At 37.2% G+C, this 23,530-nt stretch carries 21 protein-coding genes; 19 read left to right on the plus strand and 2 right to left on the minus strand.

The genetic code is table 11. The features are described from left to right. Positions 1-20 precede the first annotated feature (20 nt). From nusB to LDK52_RS14050, 13 genes are all read left to right on the plus strand, one after another. Complete coding sequence (gene nusB / locus LDK52_RS13990) at positions 21-398, plus strand: transcription antitermination factor NusB (protein ID WP_277586577.1); 378 nt, start codon at positions 21-23, stop codon at positions 396-398. Positions 399-425: 27 nt separating this feature from the next. Continuing rightward, on the plus strand, positions 426-1,283 hold the full coding sequence (gene folD / locus LDK52_RS13995) for a bifunctional methylenetetrahydrofolate dehydrogenase/methenyltetrahydrofolate cyclohydrolase FolD (protein ID WP_277586578.1): 858 nt from the start codon (positions 426-428) through the stop codon (positions 1,281-1,283). A gap of 131 nt (positions 1,284-1,414) precedes the next feature. After that, positions 1,415-2,773, plus strand: coding sequence for an exodeoxyribonuclease VII large subunit (xseA, locus tag LDK52_RS14000; RefSeq protein ID WP_277586579.1), 1,359 nt, complete (start codon positions 1,415-1,417; stop codon positions 2,771-2,773). Positions 2,774-2,778: 5 nt separating this feature from the next. Further along, the gene (gene xseB, locus LDK52_RS14005) at positions 2,779-3,000 is read left to right on the plus strand and encodes an exodeoxyribonuclease VII small subunit (RefSeq protein ID WP_277586580.1); all 222 of its coding nucleotides are present in this window, start codon (positions 2,779-2,781) and stop codon (positions 2,998-3,000) included. Further along, positions 2,993-3,877 carry a polyprenyl synthetase family protein gene (locus tag LDK52_RS14010; RefSeq protein ID WP_277586581.1) on the plus strand — a complete coding sequence of 295 codons (885 nt, stop codon included), beginning with the start codon at positions 2,993-2,995 and terminating at the stop codon, positions 3,875-3,877. The genes xseB and LDK52_RS14010 overlap by 8 nt, the downstream gene beginning before the upstream one ends. A gap of 88 nt (positions 3,878-3,965) precedes the next feature. After that, a complete protein-coding gene (dxs, locus tag LDK52_RS14015; RefSeq protein ID WP_277586646.1) occupies positions 3,966-5,861 on the plus strand; it encodes a 1-deoxy-D-xylulose-5-phosphate synthase in 1,896 nt (631 codons plus the stop codon). Next, on the plus strand, positions 5,858-6,676 hold the full coding sequence (locus LDK52_RS14020; protein WP_277586582.1) for a TlyA family RNA methyltransferase: 819 nt from the start codon (positions 5,858-5,860) through the stop codon (positions 6,674-6,676). The genes dxs and LDK52_RS14020 overlap by 4 nt, the downstream gene beginning before the upstream one ends. 103 nt (positions 6,677-6,779) lie before the next feature. Beyond that, positions 6,780-7,229 carry a transcriptional regulator AhrC/ArgR gene (gene ahrC, locus LDK52_RS14025; protein ID WP_277586583.1) on the plus strand — a complete coding sequence of 150 codons (450 nt, stop codon included), beginning with the start codon at positions 6,780-6,782 and terminating at the stop codon, positions 7,227-7,229. Between the two features lie 16 nt (positions 7,230-7,245). Beyond that, positions 7,246-8,949, plus strand: a complete 1,704-nt coding sequence (recN, locus tag LDK52_RS14030) for a DNA repair protein RecN (RefSeq protein ID WP_277586584.1) — start codon at positions 7,246-7,248, stop codon at positions 8,947-8,949. Positions 8,950-9,053: 104 nt separating this feature from the next. Next, positions 9,054-10,010 carry a SpoIVB peptidase S55 domain-containing protein gene (locus LDK52_RS14035; RefSeq protein WP_277586585.1) on the plus strand — a complete coding sequence of 319 codons (957 nt, stop codon included), beginning with the start codon at positions 9,054-9,056 and terminating at the stop codon, positions 10,008-10,010. A gap of 215 nt (positions 10,011-10,225) precedes the next feature. After that, positions 10,226-11,017, plus strand: a complete 792-nt coding sequence (gene spo0A / locus LDK52_RS14040) for a sporulation transcription factor Spo0A (protein ID WP_277586586.1) — start codon at positions 10,226-10,228, stop codon at positions 11,015-11,017. A gap of 387 nt (positions 11,018-11,404) precedes the next feature. Further along, a complete protein-coding gene (locus LDK52_RS14045) occupies positions 11,405-12,976 on the plus strand; it encodes a FapA family protein (protein WP_277586587.1) in 1,572 nt (523 codons plus the stop codon). Next, positions 12,969-13,688, plus strand: a complete 720-nt coding sequence (locus tag LDK52_RS14050) for a glycerophosphodiester phosphodiesterase (RefSeq protein ID WP_277586588.1) — start codon at positions 12,969-12,971, stop codon at positions 13,686-13,688. Before LDK52_RS14045 ends, LDK52_RS14050 begins: the two co-directional genes overlap by 8 nt. Before the next feature lie 11 nt (positions 13,689-13,699). Here the strand turns inward: LDK52_RS14050 and LDK52_RS14055 are convergent, their stop codons facing one another. Next, positions 13,700-13,942 carry a DUF2627 domain-containing protein gene (locus LDK52_RS14055; protein ID WP_093538441.1) on the minus strand — a complete coding sequence of 81 codons (243 nt, stop codon included), beginning with the start codon at positions 13,940-13,942 and terminating at the stop codon, positions 13,700-13,702. 128 nt (positions 13,943-14,070) lie between these two features. On the opposite strand from LDK52_RS14055, the gene LDK52_RS14060 reads away from it, so the two are divergent. The 6 genes from LDK52_RS14060 (at position 14,071) to LDK52_RS14085 (ending at position 22,241) form a co-directional block, all read left to right on the plus strand. Further along, entirely contained in the window at positions 14,071-16,092 is a 2,022-nt protein-coding gene (locus LDK52_RS14060; protein WP_277586589.1) for a sigma 54-interacting transcriptional regulator, read from the plus strand. Positions 16,093-16,165: 73 nt separating this feature from the next. Next, on the plus strand, positions 16,166-17,260 hold the full coding sequence (bcd, locus tag LDK52_RS14065; RefSeq protein WP_277586590.1) for a branched-chain amino acid dehydrogenase: 1,095 nt from the start codon (positions 16,166-16,168) through the stop codon (positions 17,258-17,260). Between the two features lie 93 nt (positions 17,261-17,353). After that, complete coding sequence (gene lpdA, locus LDK52_RS14070) at positions 17,354-18,784, plus strand: dihydrolipoyl dehydrogenase (protein WP_277586591.1); 1,431 nt, start codon at positions 17,354-17,356, stop codon at positions 18,782-18,784. Positions 18,785-18,799: 15 nt separating this feature from the next. Continuing rightward, a complete protein-coding gene (locus LDK52_RS14075) occupies positions 18,800-19,810 on the plus strand; it encodes a thiamine pyrophosphate-dependent dehydrogenase E1 component subunit alpha (protein ID WP_277586592.1) in 1,011 nt (336 codons plus the stop codon). Then, complete coding sequence (locus LDK52_RS14080) at positions 19,810-20,793, plus strand: alpha-ketoacid dehydrogenase subunit beta (protein ID WP_277586593.1); 984 nt, start codon at positions 19,810-19,812, stop codon at positions 20,791-20,793. The genes LDK52_RS14075 and LDK52_RS14080 overlap by 1 nt, the downstream gene beginning before the upstream one ends. Positions 20,794-20,936: 143 nt before the next feature. Beyond that, the gene (locus LDK52_RS14085) at positions 20,937-22,241 is read left to right on the plus strand and encodes a dihydrolipoamide acetyltransferase family protein (protein WP_277586594.1); all 1,305 of its coding nucleotides are present in this window, start codon (positions 20,937-20,939) and stop codon (positions 22,239-22,241) included. A 614-nt stretch (positions 22,242-22,855) separates the two neighbouring features. Here LDK52_RS14085 and LDK52_RS14090 read toward each other — a convergent pair. Further along, on the minus strand, positions 22,856-23,131 hold the full coding sequence (locus LDK52_RS14090) for a YesK family protein (protein ID WP_277586595.1): 276 nt from the start codon (positions 23,129-23,131) through the stop codon (positions 22,856-22,858). Between the last annotated feature and the right edge of the window lie 399 nt (positions 23,132-23,530).

Here is a 23,530-nt window from a genome sequence, read left to right on the forward strand (position 1 = left end):
ATTTAAAGGAGAACTAAATAATGAAACGAAGACAAGCCAGAGAATTAGCATTACAAGCATTATTTCAATTAGATAATCATGAAATTTCCATAGAAGAAGCTATTGGACATGTTACGGAAGAAACAGATTCTTTCTTAACACAAATAGTAACTGGAGTCGTGAATCACAAAGAGGAAATAGATGCATCTTTAACAGATAAACTAGAAAACTGGTCGTTATCCAGACTTCCGAAAATTGAACGTACAGTGCTGAGAATAGCTGTATTTGAATTACATTTCACAGAAGAAACTCCAGCTAAAGTTGTGATTAATGAAGCACTAGAAATTTCGAAAATTTTTGGAGACGAGAAGTCAAGTCGTTTCGTAAATGGTGTTTTATCTAAATTTACAGAACAATAATCTACAGTTATTTAAGGAGCGTTTCAAGTGTCTACTAATAAAATCGATGGTAAACAAATTGCAGGGTTAGTTACAGAAAAAGTGAAAGAACGTGTGGAGAACCTGAAATCTAAAGGTGTCGTTCCGGGATTGGCAGTTATTTTAGTAGGTAGTAATCCTGCTTCCCAAACATATGTAAACAATAAAGCCAAAACTTGCGAACGTTTAGGTATGTATTCTGTCCTAATAGAGCTAGACGAAGATATTTCTGAAGATGAGCTTCTTAAAAATGTAGAGGCACTTAACCAAGATGACAAAATTCATGGTATTTTAGTTCAACTACCATTGCCTTCCCAAATTAATGAAGACAGAGTAATTGCTACCATTTCTCCACTAAAGGATGTGGATGGTTTCCATCCAGAAAACGTGGGGAAAATGATGATTGGTCAACAATCTTTCCTTCCTTGTACACCTTTTGGAGTAATGAAATTACTGGAATACAGTGATGTAGAAATTGCTGGCAAACATGCAGTAATTATTGGACGAAGTAATATTGTAGGTAAACCGATGGGCCAATTATTATTACAAAAGGATGCAACCGTCACTTATTGTCATTCTAGAACAAAAGATTTACACTCCTTTACTAAGCAAGCCGATATTTTAGTCGTGGCGACTGGTCGCGCTAAAATGATCGATGCAAGTTATATAAAAGAGGGAGCAGTTGTCATTGATGTGGGTATCAACCGTGATGAGAACAACAAGCTTTGTGGAGATGTAGATTTTGCTTCGGCACAGGAAGTAGCTTCTAAAATTACTCCAGTACCTGGTGGAGTAGGTCCAATGACAATCGCAATGCTTATGGAAAATACTTGTTTAGCGGCTGAAAATACATTAACTAACAAATAATTGTGGAGCTGTTTTTCTATGAAAGACAGCTTTTACATTGATTATTAAATGTAATTCTACTATATCCTCTTGCGCTTTTCACTGCAGGGCGGTGCTTGCGCTATTCTACTAATACTAATGGAGTTGTTTTTGTGACTACAGAACCGAGTAAGTACTTAACTGTAAAAGCCTTAACCAAATACATAAAGCGAAAATTCGATGCGGACACCCATTTACGAGATGTTTACGTAAAAGGGGAACTTTCCAATGTGAAAGTTCATTCTAGCGGACATATCTATTTTACGCTTAAAGACGATGCTGCTCGAATTACTTCGGTCATGTTTGCGATGAATGCCAAATCATTAAAATTTGTTCCCGAAAGTGGCATGAATGTACTCGTACGGGGAGATATAAATGTCTTCGAAGTGGCTGGACAATACCAGTTATACGCTGCTACTATACAGCCAGATGGTATAGGGGAGCTTTTTTTAGCATTTGAACAATTAAAAAAGAAATTGCAACAAGAAGGACTCTTCCATCCAAGTCGTAAAAAAGCCATACCAACCTTTCCTAAGAAAATTGGTGTGGTAACTTCTAAAACTGGAGCAGCAATACGCGACATCTTAACTACTTTAGAACGTCGTTACCCAATTGCTGAAGTAAGCGTATTTCCTAGTGTAGTTCAAGGACCTCAAGCTGCACCCTCCATTGTCAAATCGATTGAAAAAGCTAACAAAGTTGGTGATTTGGACGTTTTAATCGTTGGACGAGGTGGCGGTTCCATTGAGGATCTATGGGCTTTCAATGAGGAAGTAGTAGCAAGAGCTATTGCAAACAGTCGAGTTCCAATCATCAGTGCAATTGGACATGAAACTGATACAACCATTGCTGATTTTGTTTCGGATTTAAGGGCACCAACTCCGACAGCAGCAGCAGAAATGGCCGTGCCAAGCAAAGAAAATCTTATGCAAAATATTTTATCATTCCAATCCGCAAGCTTACATTTTGTTACCAAACGGATAACAGATGAAAAAAACAGATACAAGCGAGCAATGGAATCACCGGTATTGGCAACCCCTGAGAAATTATATCGTCCTTTTATAGAAAGGTTTGTTCGTGCAGAACAACAGCTTCAACGAGAAACTAGCCTACTCTATAAAACCAAACAACGAGATTTCATACAGGCTCAAAATAGCTTTTTCCAATTATCACCACAGAAAGTAATCGATCAACACCATAAATCTGTACAGTCTATGGCAAATCAATTAAAATTAGCATCCCTTTCCACATTTGAAAAACATCGTCAGCAATTTGTTAGTTCTATTCGGACATTAGAAGCATTAAATCCATTAAAGATTATGGATCGTGGATACAGTATTATATACAAAGAAGGTAAACTAGTTAAATCTGTGGAAAATGTAAAAAAAGATGATTCGATATTTGTTACATTACAAGATGGTCAATTAGAAGCTATCGTAAGACGAATTGAAGTGAAAGAAAGTGGGGACTAATATTCATGACAAAGAAGGAAATACTATTCGATGAAGCAATGCTGCAATTAGAAAATATTGTTCGTCAGTTGGAACAAGGCGATGTACCTTTAGAAAGTGCTATAGAGCTGTATCAAAAAGGGATGGAGCTTTCCAAACTATGTAGCGACAAGTTGCAAAAAGCAGAAAAGCAATTAGTTACATTTATGGATGAGAACAAAGATGATGCAGGTGCAATCAATGAGTAATCTATTAACTTCATTTATTGAAACCAATCAGCCACTTGTTGAAAAGACATTACATGATCTTATAAATGATTTAGAGGCACCTCAGCCTCTAAAAGATGCCATGCTGTATTCACTTCAAGCAGGTGGGAAAAGAATTAGACCATTATATACGCTTGCCGTTTTAAAAGAGTTGGATATTCAAAATGAGGATGCCATTATTGTTGCAAGTACAATAGAAATGATCCACACGTATTCCCTTATTCATGATGATCTACCTGCGATGGATAATGATGATTTACGACGTGGAAAAGCAACCAATCACATAGTATTTGGTGAGGCACTCGCTATTTTAGCAGGAGATGCTCTTGTCACACTAGCTTTTGGTATTATTGCTAGACTCCAGAATATTTCACCTGACCTAAAAATAGATTTGATCGATAAGTTAAGCTTTTCTGCTGGTGCAGAAGGAATGGTTGGCGGCCAAGTATTAGATATGCTAGGGGAAGGTCAAACCTTAACTTTGGAGCAACTAGAAGAAGTTCATCTGAACAAAACAGGAGCTCTGCTATCCTTTAGTATTTTAGCTGGTGCTATTATTGCCAATGTCTCAGAAGAAATAAGGAGTGCATTAGAAAAATATGCATTTCATATTGGTCTTGCTTTCCAAATTCAAGATGACATTCTGGATGTAGAAGGTACGTCGGAGCAATTAGGAAAAACAGCTGGGAAAGATTTAAAAAGTGAAAAAAATACATATCCTTCAATTTTAACTATGGAAGGTGCAAAAATAGAACTTCAAACTCAATATAATCTAGCTTATGAAGCATTAGAGAATGTTCAAATGCAGAATGGTTTACTTGTAGAGTTCGCCAATTATATTACGAAAAGATCTAATTAGGACCGAATAATTTTGTTTTTCAAGCATTTATTGCTATGATATTAACTAGTTGTAAAGAAGGAAATCTAATAGAAGGTGTGTGATGGCAATGGATTTAACTTCAATTTCTAGCCCATCCTTTTTAAAAAGTTTAGATAATGAACAATTAAAGGAACTTAGTGAAGATATTCGATCGTTTTTAATAGAAAACTTATCCGTAACAGGTGGGCATATTGGACCTAACTTAGGGGTAGTTGAACTGACAATTGCTTTGCATAAATCATTCAATAGCCCAGACGACAAGTTTCTTTGGGATGTTGGACATCAAGCGTATGTCCATAAAATACTAACAGGGCGAGCGGATCAATTCGATACGCTACGCCAATTTAAGGGATTATGTGGTTTTCCAAAGCGTATTGAAAGCGAACATGACGTATGGGAAGCAGGGCATAGTTCAACGTCTCTCTCTGCTGCAATGGGTATGGCAAAAGCAAGAGATCTACAAGGTGGGAGAAACTATGTTGTGCCAATAATTGGCGACGGTGCTCTTACGGGTGGTATGGCGTTAGAGGCATTAAATCATATTGGACATGAAAAAACGGATATGACCGTTATATTAAATGATAACGAAATGTCCATTGCACCAAATGTAGGAGCACTCCACAATGTGTTAGGTAGATTACGAACACATGGGACCTATAATAAGGCAAAAGATGAACTAGAATCATTACTCAAAAAAATTCCAGCAGTTGGCGGAAAACTTGCAGGTACTGCAGAGCGAGTAAAAGATAGTCTAAAGTATTTACTAGTTTCTGGTGTCTTTTTCGAAGAATTAGGATTTACTTATCTCGGTCCAATCGATGGTCATGACTTTGAAGCATTAGAAGAAAACTTACAATATGCGAAGAAGATGAAGGGCCCAGTACTCTTACACGTGATCACGAAAAAAGGTAAAGGCTTTAAACCTGCTGAGCTTGATAAAATTGGTACATGGCATGGAACAGGTCCGTATAAAATGGAAACTGGTGATCTGATCAAATCAGCTTCCAAAGGACCTTCATGGAGTGCACTTGTAGCAGAAACTGCAAGAAAGCTAGCAAGAACAGATAAACGTATTGTAGCGATTACTCCAGCAATGCCGGTCGGTTCTAAATTAGAAGGATTTGCTTCTGAATTTCCGAATCGCATGTTCGATGTAGGGATTGCAGAACAGCATGCAACTACAATGGCTGCTGGTATGGCTGCAGATGGTATGAAACCGATGCTAGTTATTTATTCAACTTTCCTTCAACGTGCTTACGATCAAATGCTACACGATATTTGTCGACAAAACTTAAATGTTGTTATTGCGATTGATCGAGCTGGTTTAGTTGGAGCAGATGGAGAAACACATCAAGGGGTATTTGATATTTCTTTCTTACGTCATATGCCAAATATGGTTATTATGATGCCTAAAGATGAAAACGAAGGACAGCATATGGTTAATACTGCTTTTGAATATTCAGATGGACCAATAGCACTTCGTTATCCGAGAGGAAATGGTCTTGGCGTTCCAATGGATGAAGAATTGAAAATTATTCCAATTGGTACTTGGGAAGTATTAAAAGAAGGTACACAGGCAGCTATTCTGACATTTGGTACAACAATACAAATGGCTATGAAAGCCGCAGAAATTCTTTCGCAAAATAATATTTCCGTAGAAGTGATCAACGCACGTTTTATCAAACCGTTAGATGCAAAAGTGTTGCAAGACCTACAAGCTCGCAATATTCCAATTATCACATTAGAAGAGAGTGCGCTTCAGGGTGGTTTTGGTAGTGCAGTTCTAGAGTTTTATAATGAAAATAATCTACAAGCAAATATACATCGCATAGGAATTCCAGACATCTTTATCGAACATGGCGAAGTAAATGAATTACTAGAAGAAATTCATATTACGTCAGAAGACATTGTAGAAGTAGTGAGTAAAAAAGTAAATGAATCTGCTAGGTATATCCCATCATGACTAAAATACCGAAAGAACGTGTGGACGTATTATTAGTGGAACAAGGTTTATTTGAAACAAGAGAAAAGGCTAAGCGTGCTATTATGGCAGGGCTTATATACAAAAACGAAGTGCGCATTGATAAACCTGGAGAAAAGGTGGAAGAAACTTCGGTTTTAACAGTAAAAGGTCAGGTATTAAAGTATGTAAGCCGTGGTGGATTAAAGCTAGAAAAAGCTTTAGAACAATTTGACTTGACTATTGAAGACAAAATTATGCTTGATATCGGTTCTTCTACAGGAGGATTTACGGACTGTGGTTTACAAAATGGTGTCAAGCATGCCTATGCTTTAGATGTAGGGAGCAACCAATTAGCTTGGAAAATTAGGCAAGATGCTCGTGTCACTGTTATGGAAAAAACGAATTTCAGATACTCAACCCCTGCAGAATTTTTAGAGGGGCTACCGTCATTTGCATCGATTGACGTATCATTTATTTCATTAAAGCTTATTTTTCCGACTTTAAAAACAATTCTAGTACCTAATGGCGACGTGATTGCCCTTGTAAAGCCACAGTTTGAGGCAGGGAAAGATCGAGTGGGGAAAAAAGGCGTTATAAGGGATAAAGCAGTGCATATAGATGTTTTAACTGACATAGCTCATTTTGCCGAAAGTCAGCATTTCCAATTAAAAAATGCTTCATTTTCTCCTATAACTGGTGGAGAGGGAAATATCGAATTTTTATTTCATCTCACGAATGTTGTAGGGGAAGAGTTTACACCGCATCAAATTAATTTTATAAAACTAGTTAACGAAGCACATGGACTACTTAAATAACTTGCGGCTCTTGTAAAAAAGAGTCGCTTTTTCTTGTTACTTTTCCAATCCAATGCTATTGTATAAAGTAAATAGTATAAATATACAATGAGGTGAACCAAATATGAACAAAGGACAACGACATATTCGCATAAGAGATATTATTGCAAAGAACGAAATTGAAACACAAGATGATTTAGTCGATATTTTAAAAAATGCGGGATATAATGTCACTCAAGCTACGGTTTCGAGGGATATTAAAGAACTTCATTTAGTTAAAGTTCCATTGTCAAATGGAAATTATAAATATAGTTTACCTGCAGACCAACGCTTTAATCCTATCCAAAAGCTACGAAGAGCATTGGCTGATGCGTTTGTAAGTATTGATGGAGCGAGCCATTTCTTAGTGATGAAAACGTTACCAGGTAATGCCCATGCAATAGGATCTTTAATAGACTATTTAGATTGGACAGAAATTTTAGGTACTATTTGTGGCGATGATACTTGTTTGATCCTATGCAGAGAAGAAAAAGATAGCCTAATTATTAAAGAACGCTTACTAGAAATGCTCTAAAGTGGGGTGAAAGCTAATGTTGAAGGAACTAACGATAAAAAACTTTGCTATTATTGATGAACTGACTGTAAGTTTTGAAGAAGGACTTACTGTTCTTACTGGAGAAACTGGAGCAGGGAAGTCTATTATTATTGATGCAGTGCACTTGTTATGTGGCGGTAGAGGCTCCCATGAATACATTAGACATGGAGCCAAAAAAGCGGAGTTAGAAGGCTTGTTTAATATTCCCAATCCTCTACATGGAGTTGTTAAAAAGTTAGAAGACGTTGGTATTGATCTTGAGGACGAATCTATTATTTTAAGAAGAGATATTAACCAGTCAGGTAAAAGTGCGTGTAGGGTAAATGGTAAACTTGTAACCATTGGTATTTTAAGAGAAATTGGTGCTAGTTTAATAGATATTCATGGCCAGCATGAGAGTCAAGAACTGATGGACGATAAAGCCCATATTCATCTATTGGATCAATTTGCTGGGGAAGATGTACATGACGTAAAAGAATCATATCAGGAACTTTATAAACAATACAAAAAGTGGAAAAAAGAATTAGAAAAATTATCAGAGAATGAACAACAAATTGCCCATAAAATTGATCTGTATACGTTTCAAGTAGAAGAAATAACCGATTCAAATCTTGTCATTGGAGAAGAAGAACAATTACAGGAACAGAAAAAGAAATTACAAAATTTTCATAAGGTTTTCGATAAAATGAGTAGTGCCTATGATGCAATTTTGGCAGAATCCAAAGGCTTAGACTATATAGGTACGGCAATGGCGGATCTTCAGGATATAGCAGACGTTGATAAAAATATGCAGGAGCTTAGCGAAAATGTATCATCAGCATTTTACATATTGCAAGATGCAGCCTATCAGCTGAAAAGTGAATTAGATGAGATGGAATTTGATAACAATCAGCTGCAAATCGTGGACGAGCGTTTAGCTACAATTCAAACCTTAAAACGAAAATATGGTTCATCCATTGTAGAAATATTGGATTACAAAGATCAGATTCAACACAGCTTAGATCAGCTGGTGAATCGGGATGAGCAAATTCAAAAAATGACAGAAAAAATCCATCAAATTGAAATTGATTTAGCATTAGAGGCTACAGACTTAACGGATAAACGTAAAAATGCCGCTAAACAATTGAGCGTTGCCATCATGGAGCAATTACAGGAACTCTATATGGAAAAGGCAACTTTTTCGGTTAAGTTTCATGAAACAGTTAAACCTGTCTACAATGAAAATGGATTAGACGATTTGTCTTTTTATATTTCAACGAATGTAGGTGAACCCCTGAAGGCATTAACTAAAATTGCTTCAGGTGGAGAACTTTCTCGGATGATGCTTGCACTGAAAAGCATATTCTCCAAGCATCAAGGCATTACATCAATTATTTTCGATGAGGTGGATACTGGAGTAAGTGGTCGAGTTGCCCAATCAATAGCAGAAAAAATTTCTGGAATTGCTTCGAACTCACAAGTGCTTTGTATATCTCATTTACCACAGGTTGCTGCAATGGCTGATCAACATTTAATGATTAAAAAAGAGGTCAGTGGTAATCGGACATATACTGTTTTAGAGGAAGTACAAAATGATAAACGGGCAGAAGAACTTAGTCGAATGATGTCTGGTGCAGAAATTACAAGTACAACTTTTGAGCATTCGAAAGAGCTTTTGAAATTAGCGGAAGATCGAAAAAAAATTTTAAGAAATCTGTAAAGACCTTGTTTTAAAGGTCTTTTTTTTGGTTTTTTTTTTATCAATTATTTACCTCTCATAGCCGACATTTTGTAGGACATAGTATCAATATAGGGAGGTGAAATATGAAAAAAAACTATCGTAAATGGTCGCTAATACCACTACTCTTCTTTACCTTATTGTTCGCGAACAATCCAGTTTTTGCAGCACATCCTTCCGTTGTACCACTTGGGCAGTCCATTCAAATTGATTTAAAGTATGGTTCCGTTTTTTTAAGTAGTGATGTTTTACTTGCAGATGACGAATGGTTGCGAACGGGTGACTCGATTCATTTGATCAATAATCAGCCGGTGAAAAATCTAATTGACGTCAAAAGTCACATAAAAGAAAGTACACAAATTATTATCCAGTATGAGCATAAAAAAGAAATGTATACGAAAAGTATCAGTCCAAATCAAATGGTAAAATTACTTCCTTTTTTAAGAGATGCTACTGAGGGTATTGGTACATTGACTTATTTTGATCCAATAACAAAAGAATTTGGTGCTTTAGGTCACCAAATTGTGGATCAACAGTCTGGTATTACCCCAAAGTTCTCGCAAGGATCCATTTATTTATCAACCATTGAACAGATTAAGAAAAGTACGCCAGGAAAACCTGGCTATAAAATAACCTCCCACAAATCTAATACGTCTCCACTTGGGGGCGTAAATGAAAACAATGTATACGGTGTTTTCGGAAAATTGGACAATAGTGCTTTAGAAAATATATCCATGCAACAGGTAGAAATTGTAGGTCAAGAAGAAATAATGACAGGTAAAGCAGTTATGCGGACCTCTATCGATGGTGAAAAAGTACAAGATTTTACAATAGAAATTTCTTCCGTAGAAGGTCATATTTTTCAATTTACAGTAACCGATAAGAAGCTCATTCAAAAGACGGGCGGTATCTTACAAGGTATGAGTGGAAGTCCAATCATTCAAAAGAACAAACTAGTTGGAGTTGTCACTCATATGTATGTAGACAAGCCAGAAAATGGTGCCGCGTTAGCAATAACAGAAATGATGAAAAAGAATCCTTGACGAAAGGATAGACCCATTATTGGGTCTATCCTTTTTCCTCTTTTAGGTATAATATGGTATAAAGATTATTCGACAAAGATGTTTTAATTTTCAATATTTTGTCGCAACCTAACGAAATCGTATTATAAAAGGCTCATCTTTAATAAGAATGAAGGATATACCAAGATGAAGGAGAATAGTATCTAAGTGAAAAAATACAAAAGGTGGATGAGAAAATGGAAAAGATAAAAATTGCTATTGTGGATGATAACAAAGACTTACTTCGTACGATGGGATCTTACTTTGATCAGCATCCGGAAATTGAAATTATTGGTACAGCAGGAAATGGAAAACTTTGTTTAGAACTTTTGGAGACCATTCAACCGGATGTATTACTACTCGACATAATTATGCCGCATTTAGATGGAATTGCTGTTTTAGATAATTTACAAAAGGACAACAAACTTAAGGATATTCAAGTAATTATGCTGACGGCTTTTGGACAAGAGGATGTCATGAAACAAGCTGTAGATTTAGGTGCATCTTATTTTATGCTAAAGCCTTTTGAATTCGAACGTTTAGTAACTCAGATTAAACAAGTAGCAGGCAAGAAAGGTTTTATTCAAGAAGAACCTGTTAAGTCCAATCCTGAAAAAGAAGCATTACAAAATAAGCGAATGATTGACAACATTATAACGAATGTTATTAAAGAAATTGGTGTACCCGCGCATATTAAAGGATACTCTTATCTTCGTGAGGCTATTCAAATGGTCTATAGTGATATTGAATTGCTAGGTTCGATTACAAAAGTATTATATCCAGAAATAGCTAAAAAGTTTCAAACGACACCATCTCGTGTAGAACGAGCAATTCGACATGCAATTGAAGTAGCCTGGAATCGCGGAAACTACGAAACAATTTCTAAATTATTCGGATACACAGTCCACCACTTAAAATCTAAACCTACTAATTCAGAATTCATCGCGATGATTGCAGACAAAATTCGCATGGAGAATATGGCTAGTTAATCATTGGTATTAGTGGACTAATTATTATTGTTAAACCAACCAATTTCTAAAATCCCAACTAAATTCTAATTTCAAAGACAATAAACTACTCTTATTAAAACCAACGAATTAGTAGATTCGCTGGTTTTAATTTTGTGTTAAATAGTTATTTTCAATATGCTTCTAAAACCATGACTTTTTATGTTGGCTTGGTTTAAACAAAGAGTTACTTTATACCTTAATTATTAGCGAGGAATTAAGACTAAATGTCTGTTTTATGGTGTATAAAACTAGTTAATAATATTAGGTTTTAGGTATTAATATCGATATTTTTTATTAATTCAAAATTTATATCACGCAATTTTTAATAGTGCGTATAATAAATGATGAGAGGAAGTGTTTAAAATTATGATAATCATTGAAAATGATGAAATAATGCTTTCTGAAGAAAATGGACGAGTGTTTATGGCTATTAAAAGCGATCGTTATAATCTAAAGAAAGTGGATGAATTAACTAGAAATCATCCAAGACTTAAAATTTTTAATTTCCTTGCTCTGAAAAAAGCCGTAGAAAGTGGTTCACATGACCCTATTGAGCTCGGTACCTGGCTTGAAAGTATGGAGTTAGAAATAAGCAGTGATAAGATGCAAGCGTTAATCACTATTTACGAATCCCCGAACTTTATACAAGAAAACATAGAAAGGCTCCAAACGAATTTACAAAAGCTACTTCAAGACAATCAAATTATATACGGCGTTCAGCCATTAGATTTACTCACGATTAAAACAGGTAAATCATACATAATTGCAAAGGGACTATCTCCTGAAAAAGGTGCCAATGCTAACATTTCTTATTTATCACAAGCGGAAAAAACACCAGTCATCAATGAAGACGGGAAAGCTGATTACTTCGACATGAACTTCCTTGTCGAGATAATAGAAGGATCTTGGCTAGGCGAAAAAATTCCTCCTCAACAAGGAATAGCTGGAAAGACTATCTTTGGGGAAGCTGTACCTGCACTAATAGGTGATGACTTTCCGTTAAAATATGATACTAAATCTGCTTATGAAGTGGAAGAGATAGGGAAGACGGTTCTTCGTTCTAAAACAAAAGGAGTTATTGGAGAAGTAAATGGCATAATGACGGTCCAAAAACATCTAGTCATTGATGGTGATGTAGGACTAGAGACAGGTAATTTGAAGTTTGACGGTTCTATCCAAGTTAGGGGAACTGTAATGCCTGGTTATTCCATCGTCTCTTCAGGTGATATCTCCATTGAATCCAATGAAGGCGTCCATGCAGCGGAACTGATAAAATCGACCGAAGGAGACGTGTTCATCAAAGGTGGTATTTTCGGAAAAGGAGTCACAAAGGTCGAGGCACATCAAAATATATTTGTTAAACATGCAAATGAATGTACACTAGAGGCAAAAGATATTATTCACATCGGGTACTATTCTTTAGGTGCCACTATTTTTTGTGATAAATTAGTATTAGATGAGCGTAAAGGGAAAATTATTGGTGGCAAAGTTATTGCGATTAATTCCATTATATCTGCCTATTCAGGCAACAACTCGGAAAGAAAAACGGAATTGATTGTTCAAGGAATCGACCGGAAAATTTTAACGGAAAACGCCAAGACCAAAGCACAAGAAATGATGAAATTACAGGAAGAAACGACGAAGCTCAATTTTAGTTTAAGTCAATTAAATCAATATAAAAGTTCCATATCTGTTCAACAAGTAGCTGTATATGAGCAAACGAAGCAAAAGTATAATGAAATTCAACGTGCTGTTAAAGAGCTAGATGAGGAAATCCAACGAATTTTGAAAACGTTAAGACATACTTCAGATTACTTTATCGACATTAAAAGAGAAGCAAATCCAGGAACGGTTATTCAAATTGGAAACAAGTATTCCTATCTAACGAAACAAACACAAGGAAAATTCAAATTGGAAAATGGGGAGTTAAATGTCTAATATACCTGTTTATGCTCACCGTGGTGCTGGACTTAAAATAGTAGAAAACTCTATGAAGGCGTTTAAAAGAGCTGTCAAGTTAGGTGTTGACGGAATTGAACTAGATATACAGCTGTCCGCAGATGGCGTCCCTTTTGTTACACATGATATCGACTTTTTCCGACTAGCGGGGAAGAATAGAAGAATTACAGATATGCTTGCCGAAGAAGTCTTGCAGCTAAAGTTAGGTAAGGTGTTCTACCGCAAGTTTTTCTATTCTAGAGTAGTGACCTTGGATGAATTCATCCACTTTGTAACCCCTTTAAATATAAAATTAAATATTGAATTGAAGGAATCTTTTTTAGGTAAAAATGAAAAAATTCGAGAAGTTGTCGAAAAAGCATCAACTATTTCAGATGTCCACTTTTCTTCCTTTGAATTTACTGTGCTGGAAGTCATACATGCTATGGAGAAGGGAATCCAAACAGCTTTTATTGGTAAAAAAAATGCTGATTGGGATTATGTGTTGTCCATCAAAGAAATAAATGCCATTCACTTCAATAAAAAGTTTTATGAGTCGGATTTGATGCAGAGAGTTTGGGATGCTGGTTATCCCATGCGCTTTTATAACATAAAGGGCAATGAAAAATATATTCAAAATCCGCATGAATCTGTCATTGGATGGATCACTGATTATCCTGAAAAAGTAATACAACAACAAAAAAGACGCTGACTTTTATAAGTCTACGTCTTTTTCTTTTGAAATCGTGGAGCTACTTTCCCATTTTTACGATCACGGTTCAACAAGAAACCTGCAAAGAAGCCTAATCCTAAAACCGTAAATATTAATCCGCTTATAAACTGTATGGCCAAGCCACCAATAGGGAGGATTTGTAATCCGAAAAATGTATCTCTCATTAATTTAATCCCAAATGCTGCTAAAATTCCAGGAATTAATAACACGATTAAAGCCGCTAAACGAGCCATTTTTTTCACTCCTGTTCTACCTAATATAATTTTACTATCAACAATATGATTGTCAACGAAAGAAACTTGCGTTATGATAAATGAGAAGTGCAATAAGTTGCAGATGATTAATGGGGGTGTGCATATTCTTGCAAAACATATTGATAATAGGTGCTGGTAATGGAGGATTTGCACTTCTGAAGTTGATACAACAAGCTGATCACCTTCAAGTAAAAGCTATTGTAGACATCGATGAAAAAGCCCCTGGGTTAAAACTTGCGAAAGTGATGAATATTCCTACGTATAAAGAATGGGAACCTCTCCTAGATGGAGATATTCAGATCATCATAGATGTTACGGGAAACAAAGAGGTTTTCCCCGAGCTTCTAGCAAATAGACCTGCCACTGCGGTATTAATACCAGGCGAGATTGCTAACTTACTAGTTTCACTTTTAGACGAAAAAAATAAGTATATAAACATTATTGATCACAAAACGATGATGCAGGAGTTAATCTTTGATTCAGTTGAAGAAGGTATGATTGGAATTGATGATCAAGGTATCGTGAATTTATTCAACAAAAGTGCTGAAAAAATGACGCGAATATCTGTGGGAAATGCTATTGGAAAACATGTGCATGAGGTAATCTCCTCAAGCGAATTACCAAGAGTGTTCGATTCGGGTCGTGTCGAACTTAACAAGGAACTTACTCTTGAAAGCGGTACCAAAGTTGTCACCTCGCGTTATCCGATGATCAATGAAGAAGGAAAACAGGTCGGGGCAGTTGCAGTTTTCAAGGATATTTCGGAAGTTGTTCGATTAGCGGAAGAAATTACAAACCTAACAGAAATTCAAAAAATGCTGGAGGCCATAATTCATTCAAGTGATGATGCTATTTCCGTTGTGGATGAAGAAGGTAAAGGTATTCTTATTAACCCAGCCTACACTAGAATAACTGGATTTAGTGAATCCGAAGTAATTGGAAAACCTGCAACAGCGGATATTTCTGAAGGGGAGAGTATCCACTTAAAAGTGTTACAAACTCGTAAACCTATACGAGGTGTTAATTTACGTGTAGGGAAACAGAAGAAAGACGTTATCGTCAATGTCGCACCGATCATCGTTAACCAACAGCTAATAGGTAGTGTTGGAGTTATTCACGATATGACAGAGATGCGAGGGTTGATGAAAGAATTAGACCATGCTCGCACGCTGATCAGAACGCTAGGTGCAACTTATAGCTTTAAAGACATCGTCGGTACATCAAAAGAAATAAATTTCACAATCGAGCAAGCTAAACTAGCATCAAGTGTTCCAGTAACGGTTCTTTTAAGGGGAGAGGTCGGCGCTGGAAAAGACTTATTTGCTCTAGCTATACACAGTGAAAGTGATCGATCGGCTCATCCATTTCTGCGTGTAAACTGCAGTTCATGGGAAGAGCATTTGCTAGAAACCGAACTATTTGGTTCAGCAGAAGATGGGTTTATACAACCTGGAATTTTGGAACAAGCAACAAATGGAACCGTTTTCTTGGACGAAGTTGGGGAGCTTAGGAAAAAGACACAAGCAAAGTTGTTACGTGTTCTTCGAGAAAATGCAATCATTCCGGTTGGGGGAACAACCTCAATACCTGTAGATGTACGAATCATTGCATCGAGTAGTTTGAACCTGGAAAAAGCAATGCGAGAAAGTACCTTTAGAGAAGATTTTTATTTTCAATTGAATCTACTGCCAATACATATCCCTCCCTTACGAAATCGTAAGCAGGATATTCCGGCAATAGCTGAGCATTTACTTGTGCGGCTAAACCAAGAATTTGGCCGAAATATTGAAGGTTTTTCAGAAAAAGCGATGGAAAGTTTACTTCTATATGATTGGCCGGGGAATGTTCGAGAGCTGGAAAATGTCATCAGTCGTTCGATGATCTTTTTGCAACCGAATGATCGAATCTTGGAAGAGTATCATTTACCAAAGTCAATGCTCGTATTACCAAGTGAAGATGTGGGAGAGGCTTCCCTCGGTACGTTAGCGGAACAAATGGATGAAATGGAAAAGAAAGTATTGGAACATGCCTTAAAAGTTTCGGGGGGTAATAAATCTCGAACAGCCAAACAGCTTAACATTTCACTCCGCACATTATATTACAAGTTAGAAAAATATCATTTAGCATAAATGGGAGCACTTCAAACAATAGGGGTATTGAATATATAAGTTAGACCCATTTAACTACTAGGAGGAACTACACATGGAAATCTTTAAATATATGGAAACTTATGATTACGAACAATTGGTATTTTGCCAAGATAAAACTTCAGGCTTAAAAGCAATTATAGCAATCCACGATACTACTTTAGGACCAGCACTTGGTGGGACACGTATGTGGAACTATGCAACTGAAGAAGAAGCGATTGAGGATGCATTACGTCTGGCAAAAGGAATGACTTATAAAAATGCTGCTGCTGGTCTAAATCTTGGTGGCGGTAAAACCGTAATAATTGGAGATCCATTAAAGGATAAAAATGAAGAAATGTTCCGTGCTTTTGGTCGTTTCATCCAAGGGTTAAATGGTCGTTATATTACAGCAGAGGACGTTGGTACAACTGTAGCGGATATGGACTTAATTCATGAAGAAACGAACTATGTGACTGGTATTTCGGAAGCATTTGGTTCTTCAGGTAATCCATCTCCTGTAACAGCTTACGGTGTTTATGTTGGGATGAAAGCGGCTGCTAAAGAGGCATTTGGATCAGATTCTTTAGAAGGTAAAACAGTAGCTGTACAAGGGGTAGGGAATGTTGCATACACACTATGCGAATACTTACACAAAGAGGGCGCAAAACTAATCGTTGCAGACATTAACCAGTCATCAGTTGACCGTGCAGTAAATGCATTCGGAGCAGTTCAAGTCGATGTTAACGATATTTACTCAGTGGAAGCAGATATTTTTGCTCCATGTGCTTTAGGTGCAATTATTAATGACAATACAATTCCACAGTTTAAAGCAAAAGTAATCGCTGGTTCAGCAAACAACCAATTACGTGAGACTACACATGGAGACTTAATCCATGAAATGGGCATTGTTTATGCACCAGATTATGTTATTAACTCAGGTGGCGTTATCAATGTAGCGGACGAATTAAATGGCTACAATGCGGAGCGTGCAATGAAACGTGTTGCGACTATTTACGATAAAATTGAACGTATTTTTGAAATTTCGAAACGCGATGGAGTACCATCATATGTTGCCGCTGACCGTTTGGCAGAAGAACGTATTGCGCGAGTAAGTAAATCTCGTAGTCAATTCCTTCAAAATGGCAAACATATCTTAAACGGACGTTAAGACAACAACTAATTTCATCTATTAACTAAAGTGGCCGTCTTTCTTTTAAAGTAAAGCGGCCTTCTTAGATGGATATTAAAGGAGATGGATATGTTGGCAAAAGATTATGATGTAGTAATTATCGGTGGCGGTACGGGTGGATATGTTGCTGCTATACGTTCAGCTCAACTTGGATTAACAACAGCAATCATTGAAAAAGGAAATTTAGGTGGTACTTGCTTACATAAAGGGTGCATTCCGAGTAAAGCATTACTTCGCAGTGCAGAAGTGTATGCCACTACTAAAAATCATGCAGCCGACTTCGGTGTAAATACTGGAGAGGTTACACTCGATTTTAGTCGAGTACAGGCACGTAAAGAATCGATCGTCAACCAATTACATCAAGGTGTGCAAGGCTTGATGAAAAAAGGTAAAATAGATGTCTATGAAGGTACAGGAAGAATGTTAGGACCTTCTATTTTCTCACCTTCTCCTGGTGGAACTATATCGGTAGAAATGAATAGTGGCGAAGAAAATGAAATGCTTATACCTAAAAATGTAGTAATCGCGACTGGCTCTAGACCACGCACTTTACCTGGATTAACGATTGATGGAGAATTTGTCATGAGCTCCGATGAAGCTTTGGAAATGACTGAGTTACCAAAATCTATTTTAATTGTTGGTGGTGGGGTTATTGGAATTGAATGGGCATCGATGCTTAATGATTTTGGAGTAGAAGTAACAGTGGTCGAATATGCAGATCGCATCATACCGACAGAAGACAAGGATATCTCGAAAGAAATGCAAAAGCTATTAACTAAAAAAGGGATAACATTCGTAACAAGTGCAAAAGTGCTTCCAGAGACATTAGTAACAAAAGAAAATGAAGTGCAAATTTCTGCTGAATTAAATGGCGAAACGAAAACCTTCGTAGCAGAAAAGATGTTAGTTTCTGTTGGCAGACAAGCAAACGTAGAAGGTATTGGCATTGAAAATACAGATATCGTTGTAGAAAAAGGATTTATCCAAGTAGCAGAAACATTCCAAACAAAAGAATCTCATATATATGCAATTGGAGATGTAATCGGTGGACTTCAACTGGCACATGTAGCTAGTCATGAAGGAATTACGGCGATTGAACATATTGCTGGTAACGATATCACTCCAATTGACTATGCATTAGTTTCACGTTGTATCTATTCAAATCCCGAAGCTTCAAGCGTTGGTATTACGGAACAACAAGCTAAGGAACAAGGATTTGATGTGAAGGTTGGTAAATTCTCATTTAAAGCGATTGGAAAAGCACTCGTTTACGGCGAATCTGACGGGTTTGTGAAAATCGTTGCAGATAAACAGACAAATGACATTTTAGGGGTTCATATGATTGGACCACATGTAACAGATCTGATTTCAGAAGCTGGCTTAGCAATGGTTCTTGACGCAACTCCTTGGGAAATTGCACATACGATTCACCCACACCCGACACTAAGTGAGGTAATGGGAGAAGCAGCACTAGCTGTAGATGGTAAAGCTATACACATGTAAAAGGGGGAGTTCTTAATGACAACTAATCGTCATGCTGAATTAGGTTTAACGAATGAAGATGTGTTAACGATATTTGAAACGATGCTAATGGCACGTCGGATTGATGAACGTATGTGGTTATTAAACCGCGCTGGGAAAATTCCTTTTGTTATTTCTTGTCAAGGTCAAGAAGCAGCACAAGTAGGAGCAGCTTTTGCACTTGATAATACAAAAGATTATATTGCACCTTATTACCGTGATATGGGTGTTGTTTTACACTTTGGAATGACTGCTAAAGATTTGATGCTTTCGGCTTTTGCAAAAGCCGAAGATCCTAACTCTGGTGGTCGTCAAATGCCTGGACATTTTGGGCAAAAGAAAAATAGAATTCTCACTGGTTCTTCACCTGTTACAACTCAACTACCACATGCTGTGGGAGTGGCTTTAGCTGCGAAAATTGAGAAAAAGGATTTTATTACATTTGTAACGCTTGGAGAAGGTTCTTCTAACCAAGGGGATTTCCATGAAGGTCTAAACTTTGCAGGAGTTCACCAATTACCATGTATTACAATGGTTGAAAACAATAACTATGCTATTTCCGTACCGTATGAGCGTCAAGTTGCGAGTAAAACGGTTGCAGAACGTGCTTCCAGTTATGGTATGCCTGGAGTGAGGGTAGACGGGAAAGATCCTATCGAGGTTTACCGTGTAGTGAAGGAAGCCGCAGATCGTGCACGTAGTGGCGGAGGTCCAAGCTTAATAGAAGCCGTAACATATCGTTTGACTGCCCATTCTTCGGATGATGATGACAGACAATATCGTACAGCAGAAGATATTGCGGAGGGGAAAGCATTAGATCCACTAATTACATTCGCAAAATATTTACGTGATTTAGATATACTTCCAACAGATTTAGAAAAAGAGATTAATGAACGTATCATGAAAGAAGTAAATGAAGCAACAGACTATGCTGAAAGTGCTCCATATGCAACACCAGAAAGTGCTCTTTTGCATGTCTACGCAGAAAAAGACGGGGGGAACGCATAATGGCAATCATGTCTTATATTGATGCAATCACACTTGCAATGAAAGAAGAGATGACTCGTGATGAACGCGTTTTCGTACTTGGAGAAGATGTTGGTCGTAAGGGTGGAGTATTCAAAGCAACAAACGGTCTCTATGATGAATTTGGAGAATATCGCGTGTTAGATACGCCTCTTGCAGAATCTGCTATAGCTGGAGTTGGAATCGGAGCTGCGATGTACGGCCTACGTCCAATTGCAGAAATGCAGTTTGCTGACTTTATCATGCCTGCAGTAAACCAAATTATTTCGGAAGCATCACGAATTCGTTACCGTTCGAATAATGATTGGACTTGTCCGATTGTTTTCAGAGCGCCATTTGGTGGAGGAATTCACGGAGCTCTTTATCATTCTCAATCGGTAGAAGCAATTTTTGCTAACCAACCTGGTTTGAAAATCGTTATTCCATCTACACCGTACGATGCTAAAGGTCTGTTAAAAGCAGCCATTCGCGATGATGATCCTGTAATGTTTTTTGAGCATAAACGTGCGTATCGTCTCATTAAAGGAGAAGTTCCTGAAGAAGATTACACAATCGAAATCGGTAAAGCAGATGTGAAGCGACAAGGGGAAGATATTACGGTTATTACGTATGGTCTTGCTGTTCATTTTGCGCTACAGGCTGCAGAACGCTTAGAAAAAGACGGGATTTCTGCACATATTTTAGATTTACGTACTATTTATCCTTTAGACAAAGAAGGAATTATAGAAGCTGCTTCTAAAACAGGTAAAGTTCTATTAGTAACAGAAGACAACAAAGAAGGTAGTATTATAGGAGAAGTTGCTGCAATCATTGCAGAAAACTGCTTGTTTGACCTAGATGCACCGATTATGCGTCTTGCTGGTCCTGATATTCCTGCTATGCCATATGCGCCAACGATGGAAAAATTCTTTATGATTAATCCAGATAAAGTCGAAAAAGCGATGCGTGAGCTAGCAGAATACTAACTTTATTCAGCAAAAAAAAGACTTTGCCGAATGAAGTTAGTGCCTCCGGCGGATGTCACAGATTTTTTAGGAATTTATCGAGCAAGCTCGATAAAAATCTGGACACAAATACGCCAAGGCGAATTTGATAAGGGGGAAATCGAATGGCAATCGAACAAATAAAAATGCCCCAGCTAGGGGAAAGTGTAACAGAAGGTACGATAGAAAAATGGTTAATTAAGCCAGGCGATCACGTAAACAAATACGATGCCCTAGCTGAAGTTAACACGGACAAAGTAACAGCTGAAGTCCCTTCCTCTTTTACAGGAATTATTAAAGAATTGGTCGCAAATGAAGGAGACACACTAGCTGTAGGTGAAATCATTTGTACAATTGAAACGGAAGGTGCAGCTTCTGAGGAAATAGTGGAAGTGAAAGAGGCTGCGCCTGAAGAGCCAACTGCTGAAACCGTTAAACCTGCGGAAGTACAAAAGCATGCTACACCGGTAGAACGTGAAAAAGGTGCGAAAGCTCGCTACTCACCTGCAGTGCTGAAAATTTCACAGGAGCATGGTATCGACCTTTCTCTTGTTACTGGTACTGGTAACGAAGGACGTATCACTCGTAAAGATTTACTTAAAATTGTGGAGAGTGGAGAAATTCCGGTAGCCAAAGTGGAACAAGAAGCAGCTTCAACACCATCACCAACCGTGACTTCTTCTGCAGCTACTCCTAAACCTGCTCATACAAATGTTCCGGTAGCAGTTGGAGATATTGAAATTCCTATAACAGGTATTCGTAAAGCAATTGCAGCAAATATGCTACGCAGCAAACACGAGGCTCCTCACGCATGGACAATGATTGAAGTAGATGTTACGAGCATGGTTCAATACCGTGACTCTATCAAAAATGAATTCAAACAAAAAGAAGGTTTTAATGTTACTTACTTCGCTTTTTTCGTGAAAGCTGTATCGCAAGCATTAAAAGAATTCCCGATGATGAATTCCATGTGGGCTGGAGACAAAATCATTCAGAAAAAAGACATCAATATTTCTATCGCAGTAGCGACAGAAGATGCACTATACGTTCCGGTTATTAAAAATGCGGACGAAAAAACGATTAAAGGTATTGGTCGTGAAGTAAATGAACTTGCTGCAAAAGTTCGTTCTGGCAAGTTGAAATCAGACGAAATGCAAGGTGGTACATTCACTGTTAACAACACAGGATCATTCGGTTCTATACAGTCAATGGGGATTATCAACTATCCTCAAGCAGCGATTCTACAAGTAGAATCTATCGTGAAACGTCCAGTTATTATGGACGGTGGAATGATTGCTGCGCGTGATATGGTAAATCTATGTCTTTCATTAGACCACCGTGTACTTGACGGCTTAGTTGCAGGTCGTTTCCTAGCACGTGTGAAAGAAATACTGGAGAATATTACGAAAGAAAATACATCTGTTTATTAATAAAACATAAAGAAGGTAGGGCATTTTTGCTCTACCTTCTTCATGTTTACAGTTAACATTAAATACATATGTAACAGTGCTAAATCCAACCTTTATCCAAAAGAAGAAGTAGATAACTACCTCCACATAGAAAAATTGCCACTTCAGTTAATAAAAACATTGCAAATTCGAGTACAACCGGTTCAGTTCATCAGTACAAAGAAAAAATTAAAATACAAAAAAACCGCTAATCCACAGTGTAGATTTGGTGGTTTTCTCTCGCGTATATCAACGTTTTCCTTGAAATAAATATCCGTTTTGACGTGGTAATGGACGATGATTTCATCAACCTTGCAGTAGCCAGGGTACCAAAATATTGCTAATTACCGTGTTAAAGTATCGGTTAAACCTATTGCTAAAAGTGGCGTTAATTAGTTTTCTAGACATTTTATCCAAAATAAAAAGGACCTAATTTGTCGCGCGCCCCTGTCAGTTGAAGAAGAAAAGTGATGCTTAATCAATAATCGCACCCGATTGCGGAAAAATGAATTTGATATTTGCTATAGTCATGCTCTGGAAGTAACGGTAGCAGATAAAAGAGTAATCATTAATCAGTGAAAAAAGAGATGACATTCTTATAAATTTGAACTCCTTGAGATAGCTCCAATAACAGTACCTATCCATATTCCTGCTAAAATAGTAATCGTAAATAAACCCAGTCCCATCCCATCCCAACCACCAACTCCAATTACACTATAAATAATTACCCCAATACAAATCAGACTTAATACAGTAGAAGTGGAAAATAAAGATTTTCTTGAAACTTTACGGGACGTAATAAACATCCCAATTGCAAACACAATTCCGCAAAGCAATATAGGAGTCCATCCCTCTAACATCAAAGCGTCCATTTAATTACCTCCTGTTATGTTTTCAACAATTTAGCACGATTGTTGAAAATAAGTTAAACAACACTCTTCAACTAATCTGTTGCTTTAAATTAATACGTTTAATATAAACAGAAGTTCCAATATTAAACAAATTATCATTATATATTTTCAAAATGCATTTGGCTTATTGATACAGATAGGTAAGCTTTTGAAGTTATCTCCAGCTTTTCCCCCCGTTCACACCGTACATGAAACTTTCACTTCATACGGCGTTCCAACTAATCCAATTCTATTTAATCATCAACACATTTGATATATTAGTACCTTTCGTGTCTCTAATCTTCCGTTTTAATAAGTCGGTGCCTCCCGTAGGAGGTGAACCTCTATTAGCCTCACGAGAACCTTATTAACCGATAAAGA

It is taken from the genome of Psychrobacillus antarcticus (assembly GCF_029533155.1).
GTDB classification, from domain to species: Bacteria; Bacillota; Bacilli; order Bacillales_A; family Planococcaceae; genus Psychrobacillus; species Psychrobacillus antarcticus.